Source organism: Metabacillus malikii (assembly GCF_030813355.1).
GTDB lineage: Bacteria > Bacillota > Bacilli > Bacillales > Bacillaceae > Metabacillus > Metabacillus malikii.
Map to the genome: position 1 here is coordinate 1 of NZ_JAUSUD010000023.1, position 22649 is coordinate 22649.

The following is a 22649-nucleotide window of genomic DNA, read 5'->3' on the forward strand; positions in this document are numbered from 1 at the left end:
CGACAATGCACTACCTGTCAGCTATACACTTCCGCCACTACGGTGTGTTCGGGACTTTCACCCGTTAGTCCGATACGCTGCCAAGCGCACAAAAGACGCATTCTTATTCAAGAAATGCGCACGATTGTTCAATAGTAAAAGTATAAATCAGTCTAGAATGATTCCCATATCTATTCAGGATCAGGTAGTATAATATCTCCTTTTTCTGGCATAGCGTTGCCATTAATCCCATCAAAATATAATGGTAGACCCTCTGCTAAAATAGGATGGAGAACTTTTGTGGGGTCTTGTCTTTGATGATGAATATGCAAATGCGGTTCTGATGTTGACCCGCTGTTCCCGATACGTCCGATTACATCTCCTGGAACGACCCGATCTCCTTCCTTTACCGTCACACTTCCTTGCTTTAAGTGATTGAGTAAAAGGTACGTATCGGTTTCATCTATTTTGATGTAAACATGGTTACCTTCTAGTGAAAGAAAGTCTTCTGAACCAGGGGCAATATCCTTTTCATCATCGTAAGCAGCAATCACAACACCCGAAACCGGAGAATAAACTTCTTTATTCCAAATCCCATAATCCTCGTTATTTTTACTGCCTATATCATAGGGCTCCATTACTAAATCATAACCCCACCTTTCTGATGGCCATGTGACATGTATTAAATTTTTTTCAAGCGAATCACCGCCCCAAACGACAACAGTTTCTTCACCGAATGGCCATTTTGCTGTGAGCGAAGGTTTAACATACTCTATATCACTTGGATAGATGAGCTGGATAATATTCAAGGTCATTAGAATCGGGAAAGCTAACACCAGATTTACAATAAAATTCACGAATCGTTTATGATTCTTTTTCCTTTTTATGCGACCGTAAATAAATACTACTATATTAATTACTATGCCAATGAATCCTATAATAGGAAGTACCAGTTTAAGTAACGCCCAAGCATAAGCACCGATTAAACCATTTATAAAAAAAACACTAAACCACAAAAAGAAGACTATGGCTATTAAAATAGAGTTTATTACACCTATTCTTCTAAAATAGTTTGCTAAAATAATTCTCTCCCCCTAACAAAGAAAACTTATATAAGTAAGAACACATTTCCTAAAAAAAGTTCATTTTAACTTTTCATTCCTCACACATGTGTCATTCCTTATATTGCCATTGTAAAATGCCAATGTGTTCTTGTTAGCGGACCTGGGATCCATTTTTAGCTAGGGCCTGAGATGTATCATTCATCTAAGTCCAAATATCAAATAATCTGTTTACTATCTCACCGAACACTACATTCGGTACACCAAATGCAAAGAACTTATATTTAAGTCGATTTCTCCCCTTATAATCTGCATAATCATGATTATTCCTAAACTGGTTATAACGGTAAAACCAAACCATTCCAATCTGCATATATAAGGCTATAGTTAAACTTATTAAACCTACAATTAAATTTATATAAACAACTAATTCGTAATAATCTGTTATCCATGCAATTAATAATGAAATAGATACGAATAGTGCCCCTGATATAAAACATATTCTCATTTGATTATTGAACCCACTTTCAAAAAATATATAATTTCTCAAATGCATTCATATAAATTACTTTCTATATTAATAAAGTTCCATCTTTTCTAGATATGCCCCATTTCTAAAAGCATGGGAATTGTAAGAATACGATAAGTGAATAGAAGAATTTTTACCGCAACCTTTTAAAAAATACAAAGCTAAGTGGTAGACTACGAAAGGAATTTTCCGAGAAGTATTTTTAATTATAAGGAGCAACGTTCCATATTGTTGCTCCATTCAACTATTCTACAAATTAAGTAGGAGACCTTTTTTATCTAGTCCAATAGCTCTTTATGCTTAAAGATTTGTATCGATGAGATGAGCACGACGATGATCATGGCTATCGTAGTAATAAAAGCTAGCAAGAAACTAGAATCTAATTCTCCTGACATCAATACCTTTCCTGTGTGTTCAGTCATTGTTGCCGGACTCCACTTCATATACTTTTCAAAAATGGATGTAACCGTTGAAAGGGCAAATACGACAATAATTGTAAGAAAAGCGACACTGCCATTTCCTTTCATTAACGTACTAAAAAGGAGCGTCATTGTGACGACAAATACTAGCCATACGCTGTATACTGCTATACTTTGAATCATACGTTCAAACTCGACGGTCTCAATAAGTAAGCCCGTATAGTACCAAGATGCGATATATCCGATAACTAATGATATCAATGTAACGGTGATTAACCCCGCCCATTTTGCGAAGATATAAGAGGAGTATGGTACTGGTTTTATCATGACCATCCCTGCGACTCCACTCTGTCTTTCTGCTGAAACGATTCCCATTGCACTTAAGACAAGAATGAGGACACCTAGCATCCCGTAGTTTGAGAGAACCTGCATTAATACTTCTTCTCCAGTTGGAAGCGGCATTTCAAGGATTGTTCCTTCTGGTAACCCGCCAAACGTGTCCAAAAGTTGTGGCATATAGTACGCACTAACTGGCTGCATCACACCTAACAATATAAACACAATCGGAATCCATAAAATTTTATAATTTCTGATCATTTCTGTTACTTCTTTTCGATATAGAACTGTAAACTGGGTCATGCCTTCACCACCTTCATAAATAAATCTTCTAAGGTCGTTTGCGCGATCTCAAATTTCCGAACCGGAAGTTTTCGATCGACGATTTCTTTTAATAGCGTTTGTTTACCGTTCACAATATCGTTTAAAACGATGCTGGCTTTATGTCCTTCAATGGTAACTTCTGATATAAAACTATAACTCTCGATAGTCTTGAGCCAGTCGTCTACTTGTGACTCAAATTCAATTTGTAGAATAGGCTGTTGATATTTGTTAATGACAGTTCCAATACTCCCTGAAATAGCAATTTCCCCATCATGCATAATCAGGATGTCATCACTGATTTCTTCTGCATCGTGGAGGACGTGGGTTGAAAAGAGAATCGTTGTTTCTTGTTTAATCTCCCGCATCATGTCTAACACTTCACGTCTCCCAAGTGGATCCAGTGCTGAAACAGGCTCATCTAATATGAGTAATTTCGGACGATGAATCAGTGCTTGTGCCAATCCGAGACGTTGTCTCATTCCACCAGAGTAACCCCCTATGCTCCTTTTCTTCGCATTTGTTAATCCAACTCTTTCAAGCAATTCTTCGCTTCTTTTTTCGGCTTCTTTACGACTTAGTTTTGCTAGTTGGCCTGTGAAAACAAGAAACTCCTTCCCGCTCATCCAATTATAGAAAGCTGGATATTGTGGTAAATACCCAATAAACGGCCTTAAATCCTTTGCTTTTTCCCCATTAAATTCCATACTGCCTGAGGTCGGTTGCAACAATCCCGATAGCATTTTTAATGTCGTTGTTTTCCCTGCTCCATTTGGTCCAAGTAAGGAAACACATCTGCCTTCTTCAATATGAAAATTGATTCCGTTCACAGCTGTCATCTTTCCAAATCTTTTTACTAAATCGTTTGCCTTTAATAGCTCCATTAATCATTTCTCCTTCCGATTACGAAGTAAAGCACTGGTCCTATTAAGTTGATAAAAAGAATAATCAGAATCCACATCCATTTTGGACCTCTCGTTTCTTCTTCTCTTATACAAGAAACGAGTGCCGTAATCATAAGAATCAAATGTAAGACAATTAGTGGGGCAATCGCTGCCCAAGGTATATCATTTAACTGTTCGATCATGTTCTTCTCCTCCAAGTTATCTATTTACCCTTAATACGATTACGTTCGTCGAATCGTTCACTCAAAATAACAAAAGTTAAGGGCGCCTTGATTAGCCTAGGTCAAATAAGACGCAAATGATTGGAAGACAAGTTTCATTAGTGGTTATTATCCCGAGGGGCTAGGCGCTGGATGTAGAAGCGCTTATCCACATCTCAAGATTTTATATCTTAAGCATAAAAAATCTCAGGAATTTGCTCCTGAGACTTTTCTTCTAAATATTTTCCTTACAAAGATAAGATAGATAAGCAGATACGTTGGAAATTGAATTAGTCCTAAAAACCCCCATAGCCATGCATTATGACCTCTCTTTCGCGCATCCCAAAACATCCATGAGCCCTGACAAATTAGAATGAAGGCAATCAAGACCCAAAATCCAAATGGTATTTCGTTTGAACTCATTCATTACCGACCCGCTTTCTTGTTTTGATAATTGATATGGGCAGGAGAATAATTCCAACTAGCTGAAAGTATAGAAAAAGAATCGGCTGACGATAAACGATCGCAATCACGACTGAAAGCACAATAGCTGCAACAGAAATAAACGTGATGAGGTCTTTCCATTGCCTTCTTCGTATTCTCTTTTGTTGTAATTCAACGTTTTGTTGAAACCATTGTAGGTCTGGTGTAGATACCGTGTTCCATTGGTAAATTTTGTCTAAACCATCTACTATTTGCTTGACCGTTTGTTCATCAGTATCCAACACTTGCTCTCTCTTAGTAGAATGATCATCTTTCATGTTCAGACAACTCCTTTCGTATACTTTTAAGACCATTTGAAACTCGAGATTTTACGGTTCCTTCTGCAATGCCCATCATTTTCCCGATTTCTTTGTAAGAATATCCATAATAATGCTTTAGGACGATTGGCATTCTAATTTCTTCATTAATTGTAGCAAGTACATCAAGGACATCGGCCCATTCTTCATTCATATTACTCGCTTGCCATTTCATTTTACGAAGCGCTTGTTCTTGCCAGCTTTTCTCCCGCTTCTTTCGACGCTGCTGATCGATGTAAAGGTTTGTTGCAATCGTGATTAGCCATGAAGAAAACTTCGATTCCCCATTGTACAGTTGGATCTTTTCAATACTCTTCATCATCGTCTCTTGTGTTAAATCTTCTGCGATTTGTGGATGAAGGGTCACTTTCAATAAATATTTTACGAGGAACGAATAGTTCTGTTGTAGCAGTTTAGAAAGTGCCAGTGTATCTCCTTTTTTCGCCTTTTGTATTAATTCCTTTTCATCCATGAAATCTACTCCATACCATAATGTCTATATGTAATACGGCTAACTGGGGGAAATCGTTCATTTTAAAATAGGTGTGTTAAATTTTATTTTTACAAAGCAATGAGGAACTCCAAAAAAAGGATACCCCTATGTATATTAGAACCTGATAGTCTTTTTAGGTCGTTTGTTTGGGGAATCTATCAATCTTGCAACCTGTTTTCCTTTATAAAACCTTACATTGTTAAGCCAATATACAAAAGCATCTGCATTAAAACAAACTCCATAAAACTCGTTACCTTCTTCGTCTACATGGGCTAACTCCCAATAAGGATGATTGTTCTCCCTGTTATATAACCATTTATCAAAGTCTCTTTGTAATTGGCGAACATTTCTTCCAACTTTTGCAGGACAAATCATATACTCCGTATCAGTTTCATAACAAAATTCAATTTTAACAATCATAAGTATTCTACCTCCCATTCGTAATGAGTCGTATGTCTCTGTCATTTCAAATATAAATGACTTGCCCAGAATTTCTATTCTATTGTGTTATGTACTTTCATTACGACGGGGTATGTAATTGGACGATCTGGTTTATGAAAAGAAACACAACAGGTAAAGGGGCCATCTTTGTCTTCAATAAATCTGAACTTAATATAAACTTCCATCATTTCATTTCCAATAGCGGGCTTTTATACAGTTCTAGGTTGTTTGACAATAGCATCTTTAGTTCAAGAAAAAGCCTAGAAGTGATACAAATAATAAAAAGACAAAAGTAACGATGCTAATCCAACCCATAACTTTTCGTTCTTTCCGAAATTCTTCTAATCCCATAACTAACATCATTAAACTTAAGAAAAACATCATATATGATTGGAAATCAAAATTCTTAGTAATCAATCCATATCCTGCGATAAAAACAACGATTACTGCAAAAATCACTCTTAAAATCATTAACAATAATAAACACCCCTCTGCTTCTTAGTACAATAGAAAATGCGATACTTCTTTGTTGTGAGTATCGCACACGTTTAGCTAATGAAGAAACCTATTTTATTAGTTATCCTAATTTAGTTCTAGCAGTGATTAAGTGATAATAATTAATTACTTTTAACCCCTTAGACGTAGCATTTTTATAGAAAATTTCTTCAATATCTTTTAAGCATTCTTTCCAAGCTACTGCTTTTAAAGCCTCGTTTTGACCAAAACATTTTTTTATTAAAACATCTTCTGGAGTTGAAAGGTACTCTACTTCTTCAATAACTTCGATATTAAAATCAGTTAATTCACTTTTATCAAATTCAAATTTCCTTGATATATATTCTAAGTCGTAAGGATTTACAGGCATAGGATGATATAAACCAGGGAAGAGGTCTCTTAAACCTCCGTCAGTTCCTCCGTGATAAAGACCTATCACTAACACACCTCGCTTAGTAATCCGATTAGCTTCAGAATATACAGAAATCCAGGGTCCTTTTTTCGAATATACTAAGTCAAAATAATCATCGGGGAAAGGTACTTTTTCATTAGCATTAACAGTTATGAACCTTAATGAATCTGAGGGTTTATTTATATTTGCTGTATAAATAAACTCTTCTATAACATCAATTCCTACAACTTCCTTTACTTTTGACGACCATTGATATGTAAACTCACCGTGACCACATCCAACATCAAGTATACGAAAATTTTCATTTACATATGAATCAATCTTTTGCGACAACACCATTTCAGCTGTTGGCTCTTCGAATTCAGATTTCCAAGGATAATTGTATTTACCGCCTAGTTGAGAATACCATTCGTCACTATGAGGAGGTACCCACTCTTGATGTCTCATTACATCATATAACACTTTCTGGTTTACCATTATTTCCCCTTCTCTCCAAAGTAAAATTGGCCGCAGCAGCAACCTAACCCCTAGACTCACGCACCTGAAAGTTGAAGAAGATAAACAATCAATCTTTTAGTCTCAACTGTGTCTTAAGTTCTTTAAATGGTGTAGCATTCGATTCTGGATAATTCTTCAAATGTTGGGTTAAAACAGACCATTTACTTTCAAGATATGGATGTATCTGAGTGGTGTCAGCAATATTATACAGTTCAATTAAAAAGTATATAGTTTCCCATATTAAAAAGTCATCGTCTAATTCCAACAATAAATCTATAACTCTTGGAATGTAGTTATAAGCTTCTTCAGAAGACATACCTTTGGTTATAGCTTCGAAAGAATTACAAAAATACCACTCGTCCTTATTTAATTTAGCTTCCCATTCGTTATATATCTCCAATAACCTTTTATCCGTTTTAATCACGTCCTAGTATGCAATTTAGCTACACAGATATTATTATTTATTGTTCTACTATTCTGCTTCGTTTGTACAATAAGAAGTTGCGATACCTCTTTGTTGAAGTATCGCACCATTTAGTTGAACAATACTTCTTTTATATTTACGGAAACATAGTTTAATTTCGGTCTATTAAATAAAGCCACCTCATAATTTGATAGCCATATAGTTGCGATACCTTAAAATTGCAGTACCGCTGCCCGATACTCAATAAGATTGTTCCTAATCATCTTTTACATTCACAATAACATGACCAAATATTCCCTCACCAAAATATACTTCTAACTTCCATATACCTGCACTTGGTAATGTCATCATGGAAGGAATGTGATGGTCTGCCCCATTATTTGGCGCAAGTGAACTATTGGTGGAAAACTCAAATACAGTTAATTCTTCACCTGATTCTTTATTGATTCCAATGACCTTAAATGGTTGTGTTAGTGTTTCCTGTTTACCCCAAAAATGCCACATGTATTTTTGAGTTTCACCTGCTTTAAAAGGTCCATACTCACCAAATCCAAGTTTCCCATTGTCTCCAATACGGTAAATAAATTCATCCGTTTGCCCATCATCGGTAACGATGACTTCTTTTACAAGTGTCGGACTTTCTTCCCAACTTTCCTTGGTCTCTTTAAATGTCTCATTTGAACAACCATTAATACTCATAACAAGCAAAAATACAATGACAATAAATAGGATCCTATTCACTTATTTCCTCCTCAACCCGATTTTTTTCTGCTTTTTCTACTGCTGCTTTAATCTTTTCAATTGTGTTTGCATCCTCAATAACTAATGTTTCGGAATTACTCTCTATTGAATCAATTGTTATCTTTTTTAATGTTTCACCATTTTGTCGGCAACCATATAAACCAATTAATAATAAAAATAAAATAATAAACGAACTCATTTTTTTCATCGATTATATTTCCCCCCAATTACCTTTCTTAATTTAGACGAATTAATTCCATAGTCTGTTACAAATATAGTAATAATCCCCAAGTCCTTTTTAACCATTCTGCACCTTTAGTACAACAAAAAATACGATACCCTTTGTTAAAGTATCGCTTCCCATTAGTTTAATAAAGTTTTTCTTTCATAAATATGAAAATAGTATTCATACGGATTTTTGTCATTTCTAATCCCTTTTTTAACAGATACCTCATTCCATTCTTTATAATTCACTTCTGGAAAAAACGTATCTCCTTCGAACTCATCATGGATTTTTGTCATGTACATTTTCTCAACATAAGGCAAAAACATTCTATAAATCTGTTCTCCGCCAAATATAAAGATTTCTTGTTCATTCTTACACAACTCAAAAACATCATTTACTGTATGAGCGATTTCGCAACCATTAAAGGTAAAATCCTTTTTTCTCGTCAAAATGATATTCCTTCTGTCAGGTAGAGCTCTTCCAATAGATTCAAGGTTTTTTCTACCTAATATAATTGGATGTCCCTTTGTCGTATGTTTAACATACTCCCAGTCTTTCGGAATTCTCCAAGGAATATCATTTTCTTTACCAATCACTCTATTTTTATCCATCGCAACAATTAACGAAACTTTCATATTAAACACAGCCTTTTTAACAAATTTACAATGTAATTTCTTTTTTCATATGAGATTTCCAATTTGTCTAATCTAAATATTTAGTTCAAAAAGAAGAAAAACACTTTATCTCATCTAGGAGCATCAGGCTAGTGAAATTAATAGCTCTTAATGGCCATAAGAATGTAGAATTTGTCTGATATTCATAAGCTCCTAGGCTATCATTACACTGGAAAGAGCAATTACAACAAAACATATTACTTTAATAAAATTATAAGTTTATCACTCAACGAATGTCCCTCCTTCATCCAGGAATGCTGCTCCTATAATGAATAAATACGACACTCATATAATAAGTATCGGACCCTTCAATAAGACTATCTCTTTCAACACTGACCTCTTGTTTGACAATGCTGACTACTCTTTCGTAAAAATCATCTTTATAAAATTAGTTAGGATAAGAGTGAAAAGTCCAATACCAAAAAGTATTCCCCCAGAAACTACAAAATTAGTTATATAGCTTTCAATCCTAATATGAAACATAGAAGTATCCGCTTCACCTTGTTTCATAAGCCAATTGTCAGCCATTGCAGTACCAAAGTTAGTGCTGAAGAACAATAGGATAAAACCGATTACAAATAATGTAGCTCCGATAGTTGTAAATAGATGGAAATTATCTTTTGTCATCTAACTCCTCCGATTTCATATAGTTTGTCACTCTGGTATTCTCAATTCCCTATCTAATCTTAAGACTGATTCTATAGTTGAAGAAAACTGTTAGTTCGCACTTATAGCTGAACTGCATAAATATTAATATTTAATCGGTTAAACATTTTAGAGTACATTTGTTACAAAGTACGCTTCTTATACCATTTACATGCTTCAACATCAACCAGAAGAGAAGTATACATTTGTTCAACATTCGCACTCTTTAGTTGATGTCGGGGCTTTACGTCATGTTTGCAATCACATCGAGTTTAAGTAATTCATCTAGTTTATGAATCATATAATTCAGCTTTTTAGTTCCTTTAATTTCTTTGTTATTTCGATTAATCCAGACACTTTTAATCCCCATATTCATGGCTCCACTCACATCACTTGAAAGAGAATCACCAACGTGAAGAACCTCATCTTTTGATAGATTACTTAATGTTAGAGCTTTTTGAAACATTTGGACGTAGTTTATATGATTTTACCTCTTCGCTTGTAATGACTTCTCTGACCGTTAATTTGTGAAAATCAATTGCTGCTTTCACATCAAAAGTGTCAATATTCGATAGTATATATACGGGAATTGTATTTCGTTTGAAAAATTCCAATGAATCATTAAAAATAGTAGGTTTCATCCAATGTTTAAACATTAAATCACTTAATGCATTTTCATCTAATGTCGAGCCAAAGTGAGAAAGTGTATGTTTTATAGAGATAGTCTCTAATACTTTTGTGATTGAAAAGTCTCGCTATAGCTATTCTGAAATAATTTAGAAAAGTCATCCCACCAAAAGCTACCAATTTCCGATAATGTTGCCTCTGTTTTTGAGTTTCTCTTTATCTGCTTACAAATATTTGAGATAATTTCACCATCCTCATGTACAATAGTTCCATAAAAATCTAGAAAGATAGCCTTAATAGACAAGTAATCTCCCCCAAAATAAATTCCCATTTCCATTTAATTCTATTTATATAGCCATATGTCCTTCTTATTTTACTATCCTTCTAGATGTGGTTTAACGTTACCTCTTTGTTAAAAAATCGCATCCTATGGTTTATGTACAATATTTAACAAACTTCAACTAGTACAAAAGAGACGTTGACTACATAAGTCATCGTCCCGATTTACTACTTATTCAATGAATTTATAGAATCCCTCTTTGTCCTTATAGTTAACTATTGTAAATGATTATTCTTCCACGACTGGAAGATCAACAGTAAATGGTTTTAATTCTTTAGTTGAAACAAAGGTTGAAAAGTTAAATAGTAAGATTGTATTTTCAAGCTTAAAGTTCTCTATTTTTTCTTCTCCGTTTAAATCAAATGTAGATTGGTAGTGTGCTGTTGCTTTATCAATCATTTTTACTTTATTAAAGGGAATTCCGTGGTTTTTAGGAGGCCATGGATTTTCCGGGTAAATTTTTGATTTATATTTGTCATCCACTAACCAAAATGCATATTCCAAGTTATGATGAATAGTTTCTAATCTTTTCTGGCTTAAGTTATTCGAAAGACCAGTGATTTGGTAGTCTATTACTAATTGCTCTCCGGCTTGTGTTACATTGTTTACCTGTAGGCCAAAATCTTCGCGCTCACTTTTTATCGAAAAGGACTTTTCATCTAATAGTCGCTCACCTTTTGGGACTGCTATGTTTAAATATGGATAAAAAGTTAGTGAAGTCGCACTTGAATTTAGCTTGGTCATCTCTGTCCGAACGGTACGATGATAGCCATCTTCTTGTGCGGAATCTTCGAGCTCTGTTCGATTTCCAAATTGATATACGTTTCCTTTATCATCAACTGCTTTTGAAATAATTATGTCATCACCTTTGTATTTTCCCACAGTCTCATAAATAAGTGTAGATGTGGCTTTCGCGGTTTGAATTTCTTTTATATTAATCCTGACTTCTTCTTCTGGATACTTTTCCTCATGATTTGTGGTAAGTGTAATAATTTTTTTTTGTTGTATAGGTATATTAAAATTCCATTCTCCTTCTATACCATTAATGTTATGGATCGTTATAGGGAGAGTAAAATTTTCATTAATTGTTTTATATGGATAGTTCATTTTCCATTGGAATTTATACCCATTGTCTACCTTCTTTATATCCGTTGATCGTCCACCCAGCCAAGGATCATGATCCCCTTCATTATGCTCAAAGTTAACATCAAAACTTACTTCACCCTTTTCGTTTCTCCCATTTTCAACTTTATCGTTTACAAATCCCGTAATTGACACCACACTGCCATCAAAGTATGCACTAGTCATTTTGACAGTCACTCCGTTTTTTGTAATAGATTGATTCAATTCAGTAACGGCATTTTGATTAGCTAAATCAACACCTGTTGAATCGTTAAATTCTTGGAAGATGACACCTATTAAAGGGGCATTAGCCAGTACCTTATTCATGGTAGGATTAAAAAATCCGGAGGCCATCGTGATTCCTAGAATAGCAGCAGTAGTCGCTACACCAGTAAAAACTTTCATTTTCTTTCCAAAGCCTCGATCCACATCCTTGTTTATCCCTTTGGAAATGGCGCTAAACACTTTTTCTTTTGGGACAGGTATTTGGTCAATTGCATCATTGATTTCTTTGTTATCCATGGCATTTGTCCTCCTCACTTTTATAAATCTTTTTTAGCTCTGCTTTTCCTCTACTCAAATATGTTTTTACGGTATTCTCTGGAATTTCCATCACATGACTAATTGTTTTGATCGAGTAATCGTAATAGTAGAATAATATAATGGCTGTACGATAATTCAGTCTTAGCTGCAAAACGGCATCTAGAAGTTGTGAAGACTTATCAATATTAGAATTCGATTCATCTGGTAAACTTGATAATAATTCATCACTCAACGGAATGACATTGTCCCTTTTCTTTATCACCTGTCCCGAACATCGAATCACAATCCTGGTGAGCCAGGTCGTAAAATACTCTGGATTTCGTAACGAGTTAATGGATTTATAAGCCTGATAGGTTGCCTCCTGAACCACATCCAATGCATCTGCTTCGTTATGTACATAAAGATATGCGGTTCGGTAGATTTGTTCATAGTGATGTTGAACCAACTTTTCAAATGCTTTTTTGTTACCTTTGATTGCCTTTTTAACTAATCGGTGGATTTCTGCTTCCATCAATTATCCCCCCTTCACCTATTAGTGGACTCTATCACCAATAAAAGTTTCAACATTTTAAAAATATTTTAATATCTTGAAAATAAATCCTGAGTTCAAAAAAATAAACAGAAAACGATTTTTAGTTTCTGCTCTCTATTTTTTGAACAAAATCTCTCCTGTTCTTACATTTTATTTTTTTACTTTTTTAATAGGTATATAGAAAATTATCAATATAACACCAACTACAAATGTTCCAAATGGAAAAATGAAAGGAAATAATAGTGAAGGATAACCTTCCCAAGCGTCTGTATAATAACCTATTGAATAAGGAACTACAAAGCCAGCATTCAGCAGTTCTGTTTGTAGGGCGTCTCGTTCAGAAAAGCTAAAAGATTTATTTTTCAACGTACCTTTTTCATCTAATGTATATAGCGTGAACTTTAATTTTTCAACAGGCACCCCACCAACTATATCTCCGTTTGGCATTTCTTTCAGTAATTCCCTGGTCTTTTTCAAGAGTATGACAAATTGGGTCTTATCATTTTTTTTATCTTCTAATGTTAAGTAAGCAATTTCCCCATAATATCTATTCAAACCTTCTTCTTCCAGTCTTATTGGATAATCATTCATTGTATCTATTTCTTGTCCATCTAATTTTATCGATAAATCTGCAATAACAACCTTATTATTCCAAGGGTCTATGTAACTTTCCTTATCCTTTATCGTTTCCTCTATCTCTACAATATGGTCTTTAAAAATATAAGTAGAGTCAGTAGGAGGAAAACCTTCACTTACATTTGTAATCTTATAGTCTTGATTCATTTTTTGCGTATGAATAAGTTCTATGGCCATTTTTGTACCAATTGGTAAAGAGGTTAAAAGTAAAATCGTTCCGATGAAAAAGAAAACTAACTTTTTTTTCAATCTATTTCAGCTCCATATTTTAAAGTTTAAATATCTAAATTAGTCCTTCTTAAATTACCCTGTACCATTAGTACAAAAGAAATTCGATACCTCATTGTTGGAGTATATCTTACCACTTAGTTCAAGAAACTGGCTTATACATCGTAGAGCGGGTAAATTGGTTGATATAAATGGACTATCCAAATAGAGTTTTAAAATTCCTGGTGGTGAATAATCTGATACTGTAAAATTTAATGAGGAATGGATATCTGATGATGAGTTTGTTGTCACTGTTTTGTGAAAAACTCCTTTTAAAAAAGAATAAAACATAGAGAGATTTTCGTTCCCCTATGTTTTCATTCCAATTATTTATCTGTTTGTTTTTGCTTCTTTTTCAAAAACTCCGCACGCATTTTTTCAAGATGCTGCTTTTTGTCAAACTTGGCAGGTGACTGTTTTTCATGAAACTTTGTCACTGCTACTTGACCTTTCGTATCCAATTGATATTTTCCCACTTTGTTCACCTACTTTTCTTATCTTAAAAGAAAATCTATTCAACAAATATAATATACCTTATATTACTGAAGTCATTCTGATTACTTTATTAGTATACTACTAACTTTGCGTATTTTAGAAAAAACAATAAAAACTTTGTAAAAATATTTATTGACGTAAGGATATCTTTTTCCTATCAAATTTGCAGCTTGTAAGAGTTGTTCATTTTATTATTCCTCCTCAACATTTCTCTCTATTGCTACGTTAACAATATAATTCCTTGTACTATTCTGTTCCGTTTTTAATAAGAAAAACAGAATATTTTGACCTAAAATGATTTAAAATGGTAATAAATAATGCTAGTGTTACCAAGATAATGTTTGTTTTCTTAAACATGACTTTGGTATTTTCCTCAAAAAACTCCCTTTTAGTATTGAATACCATTATTTGTTGAACTATTCTTCATTGTGAGCACAAAAAAATAGGAGTTGCCGTGACAACTCTCTGTTAAACTTAAGCTAGCATTTAGTCTATGTGAAATAATTAAAAAAATATTACATGTTTGGATATACACTTTCGTCATCAGTCTAAAATATTACCTATTGGTTTTCTACAAATCCCTATTGGAATACTCTTATCATTAATGATTTTTTTCAGGCTCACAATAGTATTTGCTTGAAAAACTTGTTTCATAATATTTTCTATTATTTCATATTCTTGTTTATTTACTTTTTGCTTATTAAGAATTTTTTGAAACCATTGTCTAAATTCTGTAGGGGCAACATTCCCAGCAATGGAAGAAAGGCGATTATACCCATATGATACTTTTTCTTCTAAATCCACTTCTCCCCCAGCATAAAAATAGAAATCATTTCTATGCAAACCCTTTTTAATTCGTTCAACTTTTTCTTTGTTTCCAGCATCTTTTATTCCAATCACTAAGTCAATCTTACTTAATTGAATAATACTCTTCTCTGATAAATCAAATCCAGTTCTTTTTGGATTGTTATATAAAATAGTAGGTTTATTACTTAGATCAATAATCTTCTTTGTATAAACGAATGCTTCTTCTTGTGTCGGTATCACATACGGTGGATACCCAAGCATAATACCTGATATTCTTGTGGGACGAATCTTTTCTGCTAATTCCTCTGCTTCTTTCTGTCTAATTGAAGCCACACCAAATATGATTTCCATATTATTAATGAGTTCTTCTTCCAATTCTAATCCGTTTATTATTTCAATCTTTTCTTGGAGGTTTAGACTGTGCTGTTCTCCAGTAGTTCCAGAGACAAGAACAGATTTTACTCCTTGTTTATACAGGCCTCTTATATGGCTTATTGTTCCTTGAACATTTAAAGATTCATCTTCATAAAATGCTGTTGGCACAGCAATATGTACGTTTTCTGTTAGCAATATGTTATCCCCTTTATCAACTTAAACTGCATCGTTAGCCAAGAAGCGATTTTCCTTTAGTACAATCGCTATCCTACATTTAATTATCCAAGCCTTACTTAGCATCCTTTTTCAATTGTTGGTTCACATCATCGATTTTCTCTTCAATTCTATCAAGCTGATTGTTTCGCTTCTTATAAGATCGGAAAAATGACACGATTAAAGCAACAATTAGTACAATAAATGCAAGATAAAACAACTGAAATAATGCATCTCCAATATTCATACCGTTCAGTATACCTCCCTAAATTAGACTTCTTTAACAATAGTTTACAATAAATATCTGCCTTTTTATTGGTTTCTTATAAAATATTCCTACTTTACTAGTTAAAGAAACGACAGCTTTGTTCAGCTATCGCCACCTGTTAGGTTAAGTATTTTCATTTATTATTAACCTTCAAGCAATTTCATATAATACAAATCTATTTCTTCGTCTTCGACTATTAATATTCCCAAATCTTTTTCATTCTCACTTGTCGAATATAACTTTGCACCAATAGGCAACTTAGTAGCAGTCAAATCCTTAAATCGTAAACTACTAGTTGATTGTTTTTTGATTTCACCTAATAAATTATGTTTGATATACCTTTCCTTTTCTTCTTTAAACCATTCAAGTTCTGAAATATTACTATAAATAAATCCATCGTATTGTAAAATATCAGCATTTGAATTTTGTTTTAATACATCTTTTGCCGATATTTTTCCACCATCAGCTACGCACCCTGATAAAATAGAAAATACTAAAAACAAAGCTAATAAATTCTTTTGATTTGTCATAACACACCCCTCATATAATAAGTCGGTTGTTATTTATTCAAGTTTCACAGTTATAGTAACCTGCGTCTTTACAATAAGGAAAAAACGATACTTTTTCTTAAAGTGTCGCACCAGTTAGCGAAAAGAAATAGTGTAATTTTAATTTCTTTTCTTCCAATCATCATAAAAATCTTTCAAAACTGTGCTAATTTCATTAAGTGTTAGTAAAATTAAAAGAAGCATCATAAATGTGACCATTTCCCCTGTGAAAAATGACAAAACAGCAATAATACTTATCCAAATCCAGAAATACTTTCTATTCATATATACCTCCAATAAACCTTTTACTGACTTAATTCCCTATAAAACAGGTTAATTCCTTCTTCAACAAAATCTGCTCCTTTAATATAATAAGAAATGCGATACCTCTAGTTGAAGGATTCCTTTTCGTATTATAAGGTCTACCAGAGAAACCTGGATGACTATTTTTATTTAATTTATAGATTGATAGTAGCCGGGATAGAACGGAAGCATCCGTGGGACTTGATCCCGACAACTAAACTGTTCGCCCTCTACTTGTTAACACATGATTAGACTGGTTGGGACATGAGGACCCCGTATAACAAGCGAAGATATGAATGACAAGTTAGATAGAGGTTACCAGTCAATCCACTACACTAGGAGGAGATAATTTATGAATCCAGTTGTGGTCTGGATGTCGCTAAAGGTGAAAGTCAGGTTCAAATGTTCTTGGGTAAAAAATCAATAATTCATTGCTGCTACACTCATTATTGAGTAAATTATCAATAAAAATGTAATTGTTATCCAAATCGTGTTTTTAGCAGTATTCTCACCTATCCTTATTTTTTTTGCTAAACTCACGCAATTTAATACAAAAACTATACAAAAGAAAGGCATTAAATAAAAAGCCACCCACTCCATTATTTTTAATCCTTGTTCTATACTCAAATAGCTTCATCTCCTTTAAAACAATCTTTGTTCGTACTATAAGAAAAAAGATAATTATTTTAAAGTATCGCACACTTTCTATAATGAGGAAACTCTAATTTAGAATAAACTCTTCTAAATCTAAAACATTATTTGTACGAAGAACTATCCCCTTATTGTCAAAAACTATAATCATAAGAAAGTCATTTCATTTAAGGATAAAGTTTCTTTATATGCATAATCATGCGATGAATTTTCCTCTAAGTTAATATAGGAAACAGAATAAATTTTTTCATATAATTTATTCGCGTCAATTAAGTCGTTATTGATACTACTTTGGTATTCTTCAGAAGTTATTTTGTTCTCAAAAATAACAATTACTATATTTATCTTCCACATCGGGTTTCAATTTACTATTTACTCTATCTTCCTCAGTAGAACAGCTAATTTACATAAAAGTTAAGATTAAAATGATTGGAAAATTCTTTTTCATAATTCCCTCCTGACTATTTACTTTAATGAATATTTCAATAGACCTTTATTTAAGTAAACTGCTCCTATAGTTCAATAACAAAAAGCTCTCAATGACAGCTCTTTTTAAACTCTTGCACCCTTCGTTGAATACGATTTATTAATAATTGACATTGAATCGCTGATAAAGTAAGGTGAACCTAATTCCATATTTTTAAACTCTTCAAATTCAATATTAAAAGTCCTAAAAACACTCTTCCAAAATTGAATTGCTGGGATATTATTAGGAAGCTGTCCAAGTAGGTATGTACCCGAAAACAAATTAAAAAACTCTTTAATAACTTTTTTTCCAATACCCTTTCTTCGATATTTCCTTAGTATAAAAAATTCACTTACATAAAAGTCTTCTCCTGTTGGTGGTGCATAAGCTCCCGTTTGAACTAAAATAAACCCGACAATGCTACCTTCCGCTTTTATCAAATACGGTATTAAACCTTCTTTCTCCCAGAAATCGTCGAGGAAGTCTATGTCATATTGCCCATTGTTATCTATATCTTCAACAGTATATTGTGAGAGGTCATGAAGATATAGTGGGTATAAATTTTTAAGAATATGCTTATCTTCAATGCTAATTTGTATCACATCAACATTGTTAGTTTTCAATATAATTTCTCTCCCCTTTAATCATCTGTTTTATTTATACTCTTATTCGATCAGCCTGCACCTTTACAATAAGGAATGAATTTACCAGTAATAAAAAATGGACCTTAATTATAACTAAGAATGGAAAGATTTTAGTTCTCTGCCTATAAAATCAGCTGAAATTGGGCTTAATTTTAATTCTCTAGCCCAGACAGACAGTTGACCAATATGGTGAATTTCGTGAGCTATTATATGGTGTATTATTTCTCCTTTTGTATATATAACTTCTTTATTCCAAGCAACACTTACAAGGTCATTTTCACACATTCATCTAAATTTATTTTCAGTAATTCATTAATTTCTTTTCGAAATTTATTAGAGAGACATTTAACCTTATCCAGTGTATTATAATCATCAAACAGAACAACAAAATCTTTTTTCCCATTAATAGCACGAACCCAACTATATTCCACGTCAATAATATGAAAAAAAGGTATATAAAATACTTCCCACTCCACCAAGACGTTCTTTAAGCAAATCTTCTGTGGTTAGTTGATTACACCAGTTAAGCCATTCATCTCGTACTTGCCAGTTATATTCAAAAAATTTAATCACTTTTAACACTCCAATATGGCATAATAACAATATATTTCCATGTAAATACAATCCTTTCCTTCTTCAACTAAACTGCACCTTTAGTCCAATATAAAATGCGATACCTCTTTATTGCAGTATCGCACCCGTTAGTTTAAGTGTAATTCTTCACAAGTTAATCATATTTATGTTCAATTAGTATTTCCTTACCATTCATAGTCTCGATATTAATTCCATTTATATAGGATTTATTTTCTACAATATCGTTCTTAGTCAAACCTTTGGAATCGAAAACAACATAGCCCTTAACTATTATGTTGTCTTCATTAAATCTTTTCTCTGTTATTTCATGTTCTATTAGTTTTTCATTAATCCATTCAGTTAAAATTACTTTGATAGAGTCATCAATTATTGGAACATTCCCCTTATTAATAATAGTGATTTCATAACTTAACTTTTGCCTATCAAAACTTTCATTAACTCCACCAATAGAGGTCAAAGCATCGGAAATTAGTAAATCTGTATTCTCTTCATTCTTGGTTGTCATGTTAGAACAACCAGTAAATAGAATTAACATAACTAACATCATCAATAATTTATTCAATTCCATCCCCCTTATCCAATATTACCATAATAACCCAACCGACTTATTCCACTATTCTGCCCCGATAGTCCGAAAAACGACTCTACTGCCATTGCAGAAACGCCCCTGATAGATAAATAAATTAGGTTTCTATTTCTCATTTTTTAGCTTCCTAACCTCTTCTTCGAGGTTTTTAACTTTCTGTTGGAGTTCTTTCTTCGGTTCCGTAATTCTTCGACCTAATATAACCGAGATACCAATGATAGCTATAGTTCCACCAGCAAAAGCCATAATAAATAAAAATGTAATATCAAACATAGAAAACAGCCCCTAACTTAAACCTTTGATATTTCACATACGAAGCTCCTACAATAAAAGTTCCATTTCTTCTTAAACAATCCTGCTTCTTTAGTACAATTAGAAATGCGATGCCTCTTTAGTGAAGTATCGCTACCCGATTGTTTAAGCCAATTATTCACATACTTGTTCGATAATTGATATAGAACCCTAAGACAACATATATTTATAATGAAAGCGAGTATTGTTTAATTAAATTTTTTATTACAGGACTAAGTCCTTCGGGTAATTCATTGATTTTAAAAAAATTCACTTCGGTTGTTTCTTAACCGTCTGCTTTTAAAATCCCACCCTTAATTTCCTTTGTAACATAGGCAATTGTAACGGGATAAAATTCATCCCCATTTTGTAACTTTACATAATGCTGCTTTCCTGAAAAAACACCTACTAAATCAAGTTTACCAATTTCAATCCCTGTTTCTTCTAAAACTTCTCTTCTACCAGCTTCCTCAGTAGATTCTCCTAATTCCATAAATCCCCCTGGGACACCCCAAACTCCATCTCTTCGCTTTTGTAATAAAAATTCGCCAGTTTCATTAATTACAGCAACAGCAACGCCTACTAATATAAGAGGCTGCGTCCCAACCACTTTGCGTAAATCTTCTATATATCCCATCTTTACCCCCAAAAATAATATAGTTTTTGTTGAATTAACCAATTCTAGGTTAAGAACAAATTTCCTTCTTGTTGCACTAACCTGCTTCGTTAGTGCAATAAGACAAAATTGATTACCCTATGACTAACCTACTAAATCATACTAATAAATTAGGTTAATACACTTCAAAATAGAGAAAATTGCATTATTGTATCCTGACATTTTTTCTACTTCACTTTTATCATTGAACTTTTCGTCTTCAAACTGTAATGCAAGTTTTTTTATTATATTTACGTACTTATTTACAAATTTATTTCCCTTCATTTCTTTAACATCTGCCAACATTTCATTATAAGCCAGCATTTCACCATCATCATTATCTTTTTTTATCGAATATAGTATTTGTTTTTGTGAATAAGCGATAATCCTTCTTCGATTATCACACCCTTACTTGAAGAAGAAAACCTCATTTTTCAAATCTAACTAACGTTTTTTCGGGTATTTCTATCTGGTCAATATCAAAGTTATTGATTTGGAGGGTTATCTCACCCTCCCGCTTTTCAGTTTCTTCTCCTACCCAACAACTATACAGTTCAAAAAAATCTCCTTTTTCAAGGGAACTATCCATAATTTCACAAAGTTCTATTAGCTTCTTTTTTGATTCCACACACGTTTTTTGGGTCATATATTCCGTAATCTCTATTCCCCAATGACTTGATACTTCATAAACATAAGGTGTAGTAAACTGATATTTTTTTACATTTATCATCTCATCCTCACCTGCAAAACAACTGCCAATATAAAAAAAATCATCTGAGTATTCATCATCATTACACGGTATTTCTATATTACAGCCAATGTAGGAAGCCAAACTCATTTCCACTCACCCCCTGCTATTCCTTCTTCAATTATTCTGCATCGTTAGTACAATAAAAAATGCATTACCACTACTTGAAGTAATCCTATCCGTTAGTACAATTATCAAATAACATAATTGTCCATTAATCTTTGTTATCCTACAAACCTGCAAAATACATATCAGCAAAATATTCTATTTCATTGTCATTCCGTATAAATTTCACAATACTTTCTACACAACTCGTTGATAGTATTCCGTTTTCATAAAAATGATAAGCATAATTGGCTGCGGTTTCTCTTACTTCTAATTTAGAATGTTGAAGCAGTTTAATTAAGCTCTGCTCAATCAATTGCTTTTGTTCAGAGTCATTTGATGAAAGATAATCTAACGCGTAAGCTATTTCAAATTCATTATTAGCTGAAAATGTATCGTTGATTTCAGTTATTGTCCATTGACGTTGTATGTCGTCTGTGCACTCTTCTTCAAAATCTATGGATTCTTCATATAACCCATTTAGAAAGGAGTCAAAGTTTGGAGCCAGTTCAAAAACCTGTTCTTCATCAATATCAATTAAAATAACAGAAGGTTCGGTTTTCCTACTCCTATAATCAAGTGCAATCCATGAATGTCCATCTCCTGATATTATTACCACATTCTCAGGTAAATCCCATTCTTTAATTAAATATTCACTTTCTAATATTCCTTTTTCCTTACCCAATCCTATTCCAAAAAAATGGTCAACATTAACATGGTCTTCAGCCCAAGATGTTGGTATATCTGAAGGGTGTGCATTAAATTTAATATAACCACCATTTTGTTGTTTCAAGATATTTATGTAGGAATTTGGTAGCTTAACCTTCAGTTTTTCTTCTGCTATTTCTATCATCACATCTGTTAACGTTTCTAATTTGCCATAGTCATTATCTTTTTGCCAAATGCTTTCCACAATAAAGTCACCCCAATAAGATTAATAAAATACCTTCTATCCTGTTACGAATACCTCTTCAACAAACCTACCTCTATAGTTGAAGAACTATAACGAAAATTATTTCAAAAATTATAGAGCAAAATAATATCCATATTGATTCTATAAGTAGAAAACGAAAAGCTAAATCATCACCATCATTAAAGTTTGAGATTTTTAACTGACATGGATCTTGAGTTGAAATTAAATCTTGTACCTATTCATCAGTAACTTCGAAGGTAAGTTTATGAGCAGTCTCATTACGTAACCTATTTATTTTATTTTCTTGTAAGCTGGCAAATC

General features: G+C 33.0%; 30 protein-coding genes and 3 pseudogenes. All 33 read right to left on the reverse strand.

Annotated elements, in window-relative coordinates:
- Positions 1–170: 170 nt before the first annotated feature.
- Positions 171–836, reverse strand: a complete 666-nt coding sequence (locus J2S19_RS18240) for a M23 family metallopeptidase (RefSeq protein ID WP_307344716.1) — start codon at positions 834–836, stop codon at positions 171–173.
- 409 nt (positions 837–1245) lie between these two features.
- Positions 1246–1548 carry a hypothetical protein gene (locus tag J2S19_RS18245; RefSeq protein WP_307344718.1) on the reverse strand — a complete coding sequence of 101 codons (303 nt, stop codon included), beginning with the start codon at positions 1546–1548 and terminating at the stop codon, positions 1246–1248.
- Positions 1549–1847: 299 nt separating this feature from the next.
- Entirely contained in the window at positions 1848–2627 is a 780-nt protein-coding gene (locus J2S19_RS18250) for an ABC transporter permease (RefSeq protein ID WP_307344720.1), read from the reverse strand.
- Entirely contained in the window at positions 2624–3529 is a 906-nt protein-coding gene (locus J2S19_RS18255; RefSeq protein ID WP_307344722.1) for an ABC transporter ATP-binding protein, read from the reverse strand. Before J2S19_RS18255 ends, J2S19_RS18250 begins: the two co-directional genes overlap by 4 nt.
- Positions 3529–3732, reverse strand: a complete 204-nt coding sequence (locus tag J2S19_RS18260; RefSeq protein ID WP_307344724.1) for a PLDc N-terminal domain-containing protein — start codon at positions 3730–3732, stop codon at positions 3529–3531. Before J2S19_RS18260 ends, J2S19_RS18255 begins: the two co-directional genes overlap by 1 nt.
- A 437-nt stretch (positions 3733–4169) precedes the next feature.
- Positions 4170–4511, reverse strand: coding sequence for a YxlC family protein (locus tag J2S19_RS18265; protein WP_307344726.1), 342 nt, complete (start codon positions 4509–4511; stop codon positions 4170–4172).
- Positions 4501–5022: an RNA polymerase sigma factor SigY gene (sigY, locus tag J2S19_RS18270; protein ID WP_307344728.1), complete on the reverse strand. Its 522-nt coding sequence runs from the start codon at positions 5020–5022 to the stop codon at positions 4501–4503. The genes J2S19_RS18265 and sigY overlap by 11 nt, the downstream gene beginning before the upstream one ends.
- Before the next feature lie 135 nt (positions 5023–5157).
- Positions 5158–5463: a hypothetical protein gene (locus J2S19_RS18275; protein ID WP_307344730.1), complete on the reverse strand. Its 306-nt coding sequence runs from the start codon at positions 5461–5463 to the stop codon at positions 5158–5160.
- A 264-nt stretch (positions 5464–5727) separates the two neighbouring features.
- Entirely contained in the window at positions 5728–5955 is a 228-nt protein-coding gene (locus J2S19_RS18280; RefSeq protein WP_307344948.1) for a YczI family protein, read from the reverse strand.
- Positions 5956–6061: 106 nt separating this feature from the next.
- Positions 6062–6868 (reverse strand): class I SAM-dependent methyltransferase, encoded by an 807-nt coding sequence (locus tag J2S19_RS18285; protein ID WP_307344732.1) that lies wholly within the window; start codon positions 6866–6868, stop codon positions 6062–6064.
- Between the two features lie 88 nt (positions 6869–6956).
- Positions 6957–7289: an ABC transporter gene (locus J2S19_RS18290; RefSeq protein ID WP_307344734.1), complete on the reverse strand. Its 333-nt coding sequence runs from the start codon at positions 7287–7289 to the stop codon at positions 6957–6959.
- 279 nt (positions 7290–7568) lie between these two features.
- The gene (locus tag J2S19_RS18295; protein ID WP_307344736.1) at positions 7569–8054 is read right to left on the reverse strand and encodes a DUF4871 domain-containing protein; all 486 of its coding nucleotides are present in this window, start codon (positions 8052–8054) and stop codon (positions 7569–7571) included.
- Complete coding sequence (locus J2S19_RS18300) at positions 8047–8262, reverse strand: hypothetical protein (RefSeq protein ID WP_307344738.1); 216 nt, start codon at positions 8260–8262, stop codon at positions 8047–8049. The genes J2S19_RS18295 and J2S19_RS18300 overlap by 8 nt, the downstream gene beginning before the upstream one ends.
- 155 nt (positions 8263–8417) lie before the next feature.
- Positions 8418–8915 (reverse strand): DfrD/DfrG/DfrK family trimethoprim-resistant dihydrofolate reductase, encoded by a 498-nt coding sequence (gene dfr / locus J2S19_RS18305; protein ID WP_307344740.1) that lies wholly within the window; start codon positions 8913–8915, stop codon positions 8418–8420.
- Positions 8916–9311: 396 nt separating this feature from the next.
- Complete coding sequence (locus J2S19_RS18310; RefSeq protein ID WP_307344742.1) at positions 9312–9581, reverse strand: hypothetical protein; 270 nt, start codon at positions 9579–9581, stop codon at positions 9312–9314.
- 262 nt (positions 9582–9843) lie between these two features.
- Complete coding sequence (locus J2S19_RS18315; protein ID WP_307344744.1) at positions 9844–10065, reverse strand: HAD family hydrolase; 222 nt, start codon at positions 10063–10065, stop codon at positions 9844–9846.
- A gap of 261 nt (positions 10066–10326) precedes the next feature.
- Entirely contained in the window at positions 10327–10530 is a 204-nt protein-coding gene (locus J2S19_RS18320; RefSeq protein ID WP_307344746.1) for a hypothetical protein, read from the reverse strand.
- Positions 10531–10794: 264 nt separating this feature from the next.
- Entirely contained in the window at positions 10795–12210 is a 1416-nt protein-coding gene (locus J2S19_RS18325) for a DUF4179 domain-containing protein (RefSeq protein ID WP_307344748.1), read from the reverse strand.
- Positions 12203–12742: a sigma-70 family RNA polymerase sigma factor gene (locus J2S19_RS18330; protein ID WP_307344750.1), complete on the reverse strand. Its 540-nt coding sequence runs from the start codon at positions 12740–12742 to the stop codon at positions 12203–12205. Before J2S19_RS18330 ends, J2S19_RS18325 begins: the two co-directional genes overlap by 8 nt.
- 171 nt (positions 12743–12913) lie before the next feature.
- Positions 12914–13648, reverse strand: a complete 735-nt coding sequence (locus J2S19_RS18335) for a hypothetical protein (protein WP_307344752.1) — start codon at positions 13646–13648, stop codon at positions 12914–12916.
- A 344-nt stretch (positions 13649–13992) separates the two neighbouring features.
- Positions 13993–14142 (reverse strand): hypothetical protein, encoded by a 150-nt coding sequence (locus J2S19_RS18340; protein ID WP_307344754.1) that lies wholly within the window; start codon positions 14140–14142, stop codon positions 13993–13995.
- Between the two features lie 562 nt (positions 14143–14704).
- The gene (locus tag J2S19_RS18345) at positions 14705–15538 is read right to left on the reverse strand and encodes a dihydrodipicolinate synthase family protein (RefSeq protein ID WP_307344756.1); all 834 of its coding nucleotides are present in this window, start codon (positions 15536–15538) and stop codon (positions 14705–14707) included.
- Positions 15539–15632: 94 nt separating this feature from the next.
- Entirely contained in the window at positions 15633–15803 is a 171-nt protein-coding gene (locus tag J2S19_RS18350) for a DUF4083 domain-containing protein (RefSeq protein WP_307344758.1), read from the reverse strand.
- Positions 15804–15967: 164 nt separating this feature from the next.
- Positions 15968–16354 (reverse strand): hypothetical protein, encoded by a 387-nt coding sequence (locus J2S19_RS18355; protein WP_307344760.1) that lies wholly within the window; start codon positions 16352–16354, stop codon positions 15968–15970.
- Positions 16355–16492: 138 nt separating this feature from the next.
- Entirely contained in the window at positions 16493–16657 is a 165-nt protein-coding gene (locus J2S19_RS18360; RefSeq protein ID WP_307344763.1) for a hypothetical protein, read from the reverse strand.
- A 438-nt stretch (positions 16658–17095) separates the two neighbouring features.
- Positions 17096–17302: a hypothetical protein gene (locus J2S19_RS18365; RefSeq protein ID WP_307344764.1), complete on the reverse strand. Its 207-nt coding sequence runs from the start codon at positions 17300–17302 to the stop codon at positions 17096–17098.
- 576 nt (positions 17303–17878) lie between these two features.
- A complete protein-coding gene (locus J2S19_RS18370; protein WP_307344766.1) occupies positions 17879–18415 on the reverse strand; it encodes a GNAT family N-acetyltransferase in 537 nt (178 codons plus the stop codon).
- 114 nt (positions 18416–18529) lie between these two features.
- A pseudogene (locus tag J2S19_RS18375) lies at positions 18530–19009 on the reverse strand (DinB family protein).
- Positions 19010–19163: 154 nt separating this feature from the next.
- Complete coding sequence (locus J2S19_RS18380; protein ID WP_307344768.1) at positions 19164–19592, reverse strand: hypothetical protein; 429 nt, start codon at positions 19590–19592, stop codon at positions 19164–19166.
- Positions 19593–19721: 129 nt separating this feature from the next.
- A complete protein-coding gene (locus J2S19_RS18385) occupies positions 19722–19889 on the reverse strand; it encodes a hypothetical protein (protein WP_307344770.1) in 168 nt (55 codons plus the stop codon).
- 205 nt (positions 19890–20094) lie between these two features.
- Positions 20095–20544: pseudogene (locus tag J2S19_RS18390) on the reverse strand (NUDIX hydrolase).
- 445 nt (positions 20545–20989) lie between these two features.
- Positions 20990–21400 (reverse strand): hypothetical protein, encoded by a 411-nt coding sequence (locus tag J2S19_RS18395; protein ID WP_307344772.1) that lies wholly within the window; start codon positions 21398–21400, stop codon positions 20990–20992.
- Between the two features lie 457 nt (positions 21401–21857).
- A pseudogene (locus J2S19_RS18400) lies at positions 21858–22331 on the reverse strand (SMI1/KNR4 family protein); the annotation flags it as partial.
- Between the last annotated feature and the right edge of the window lie 318 nt (positions 22332–22649).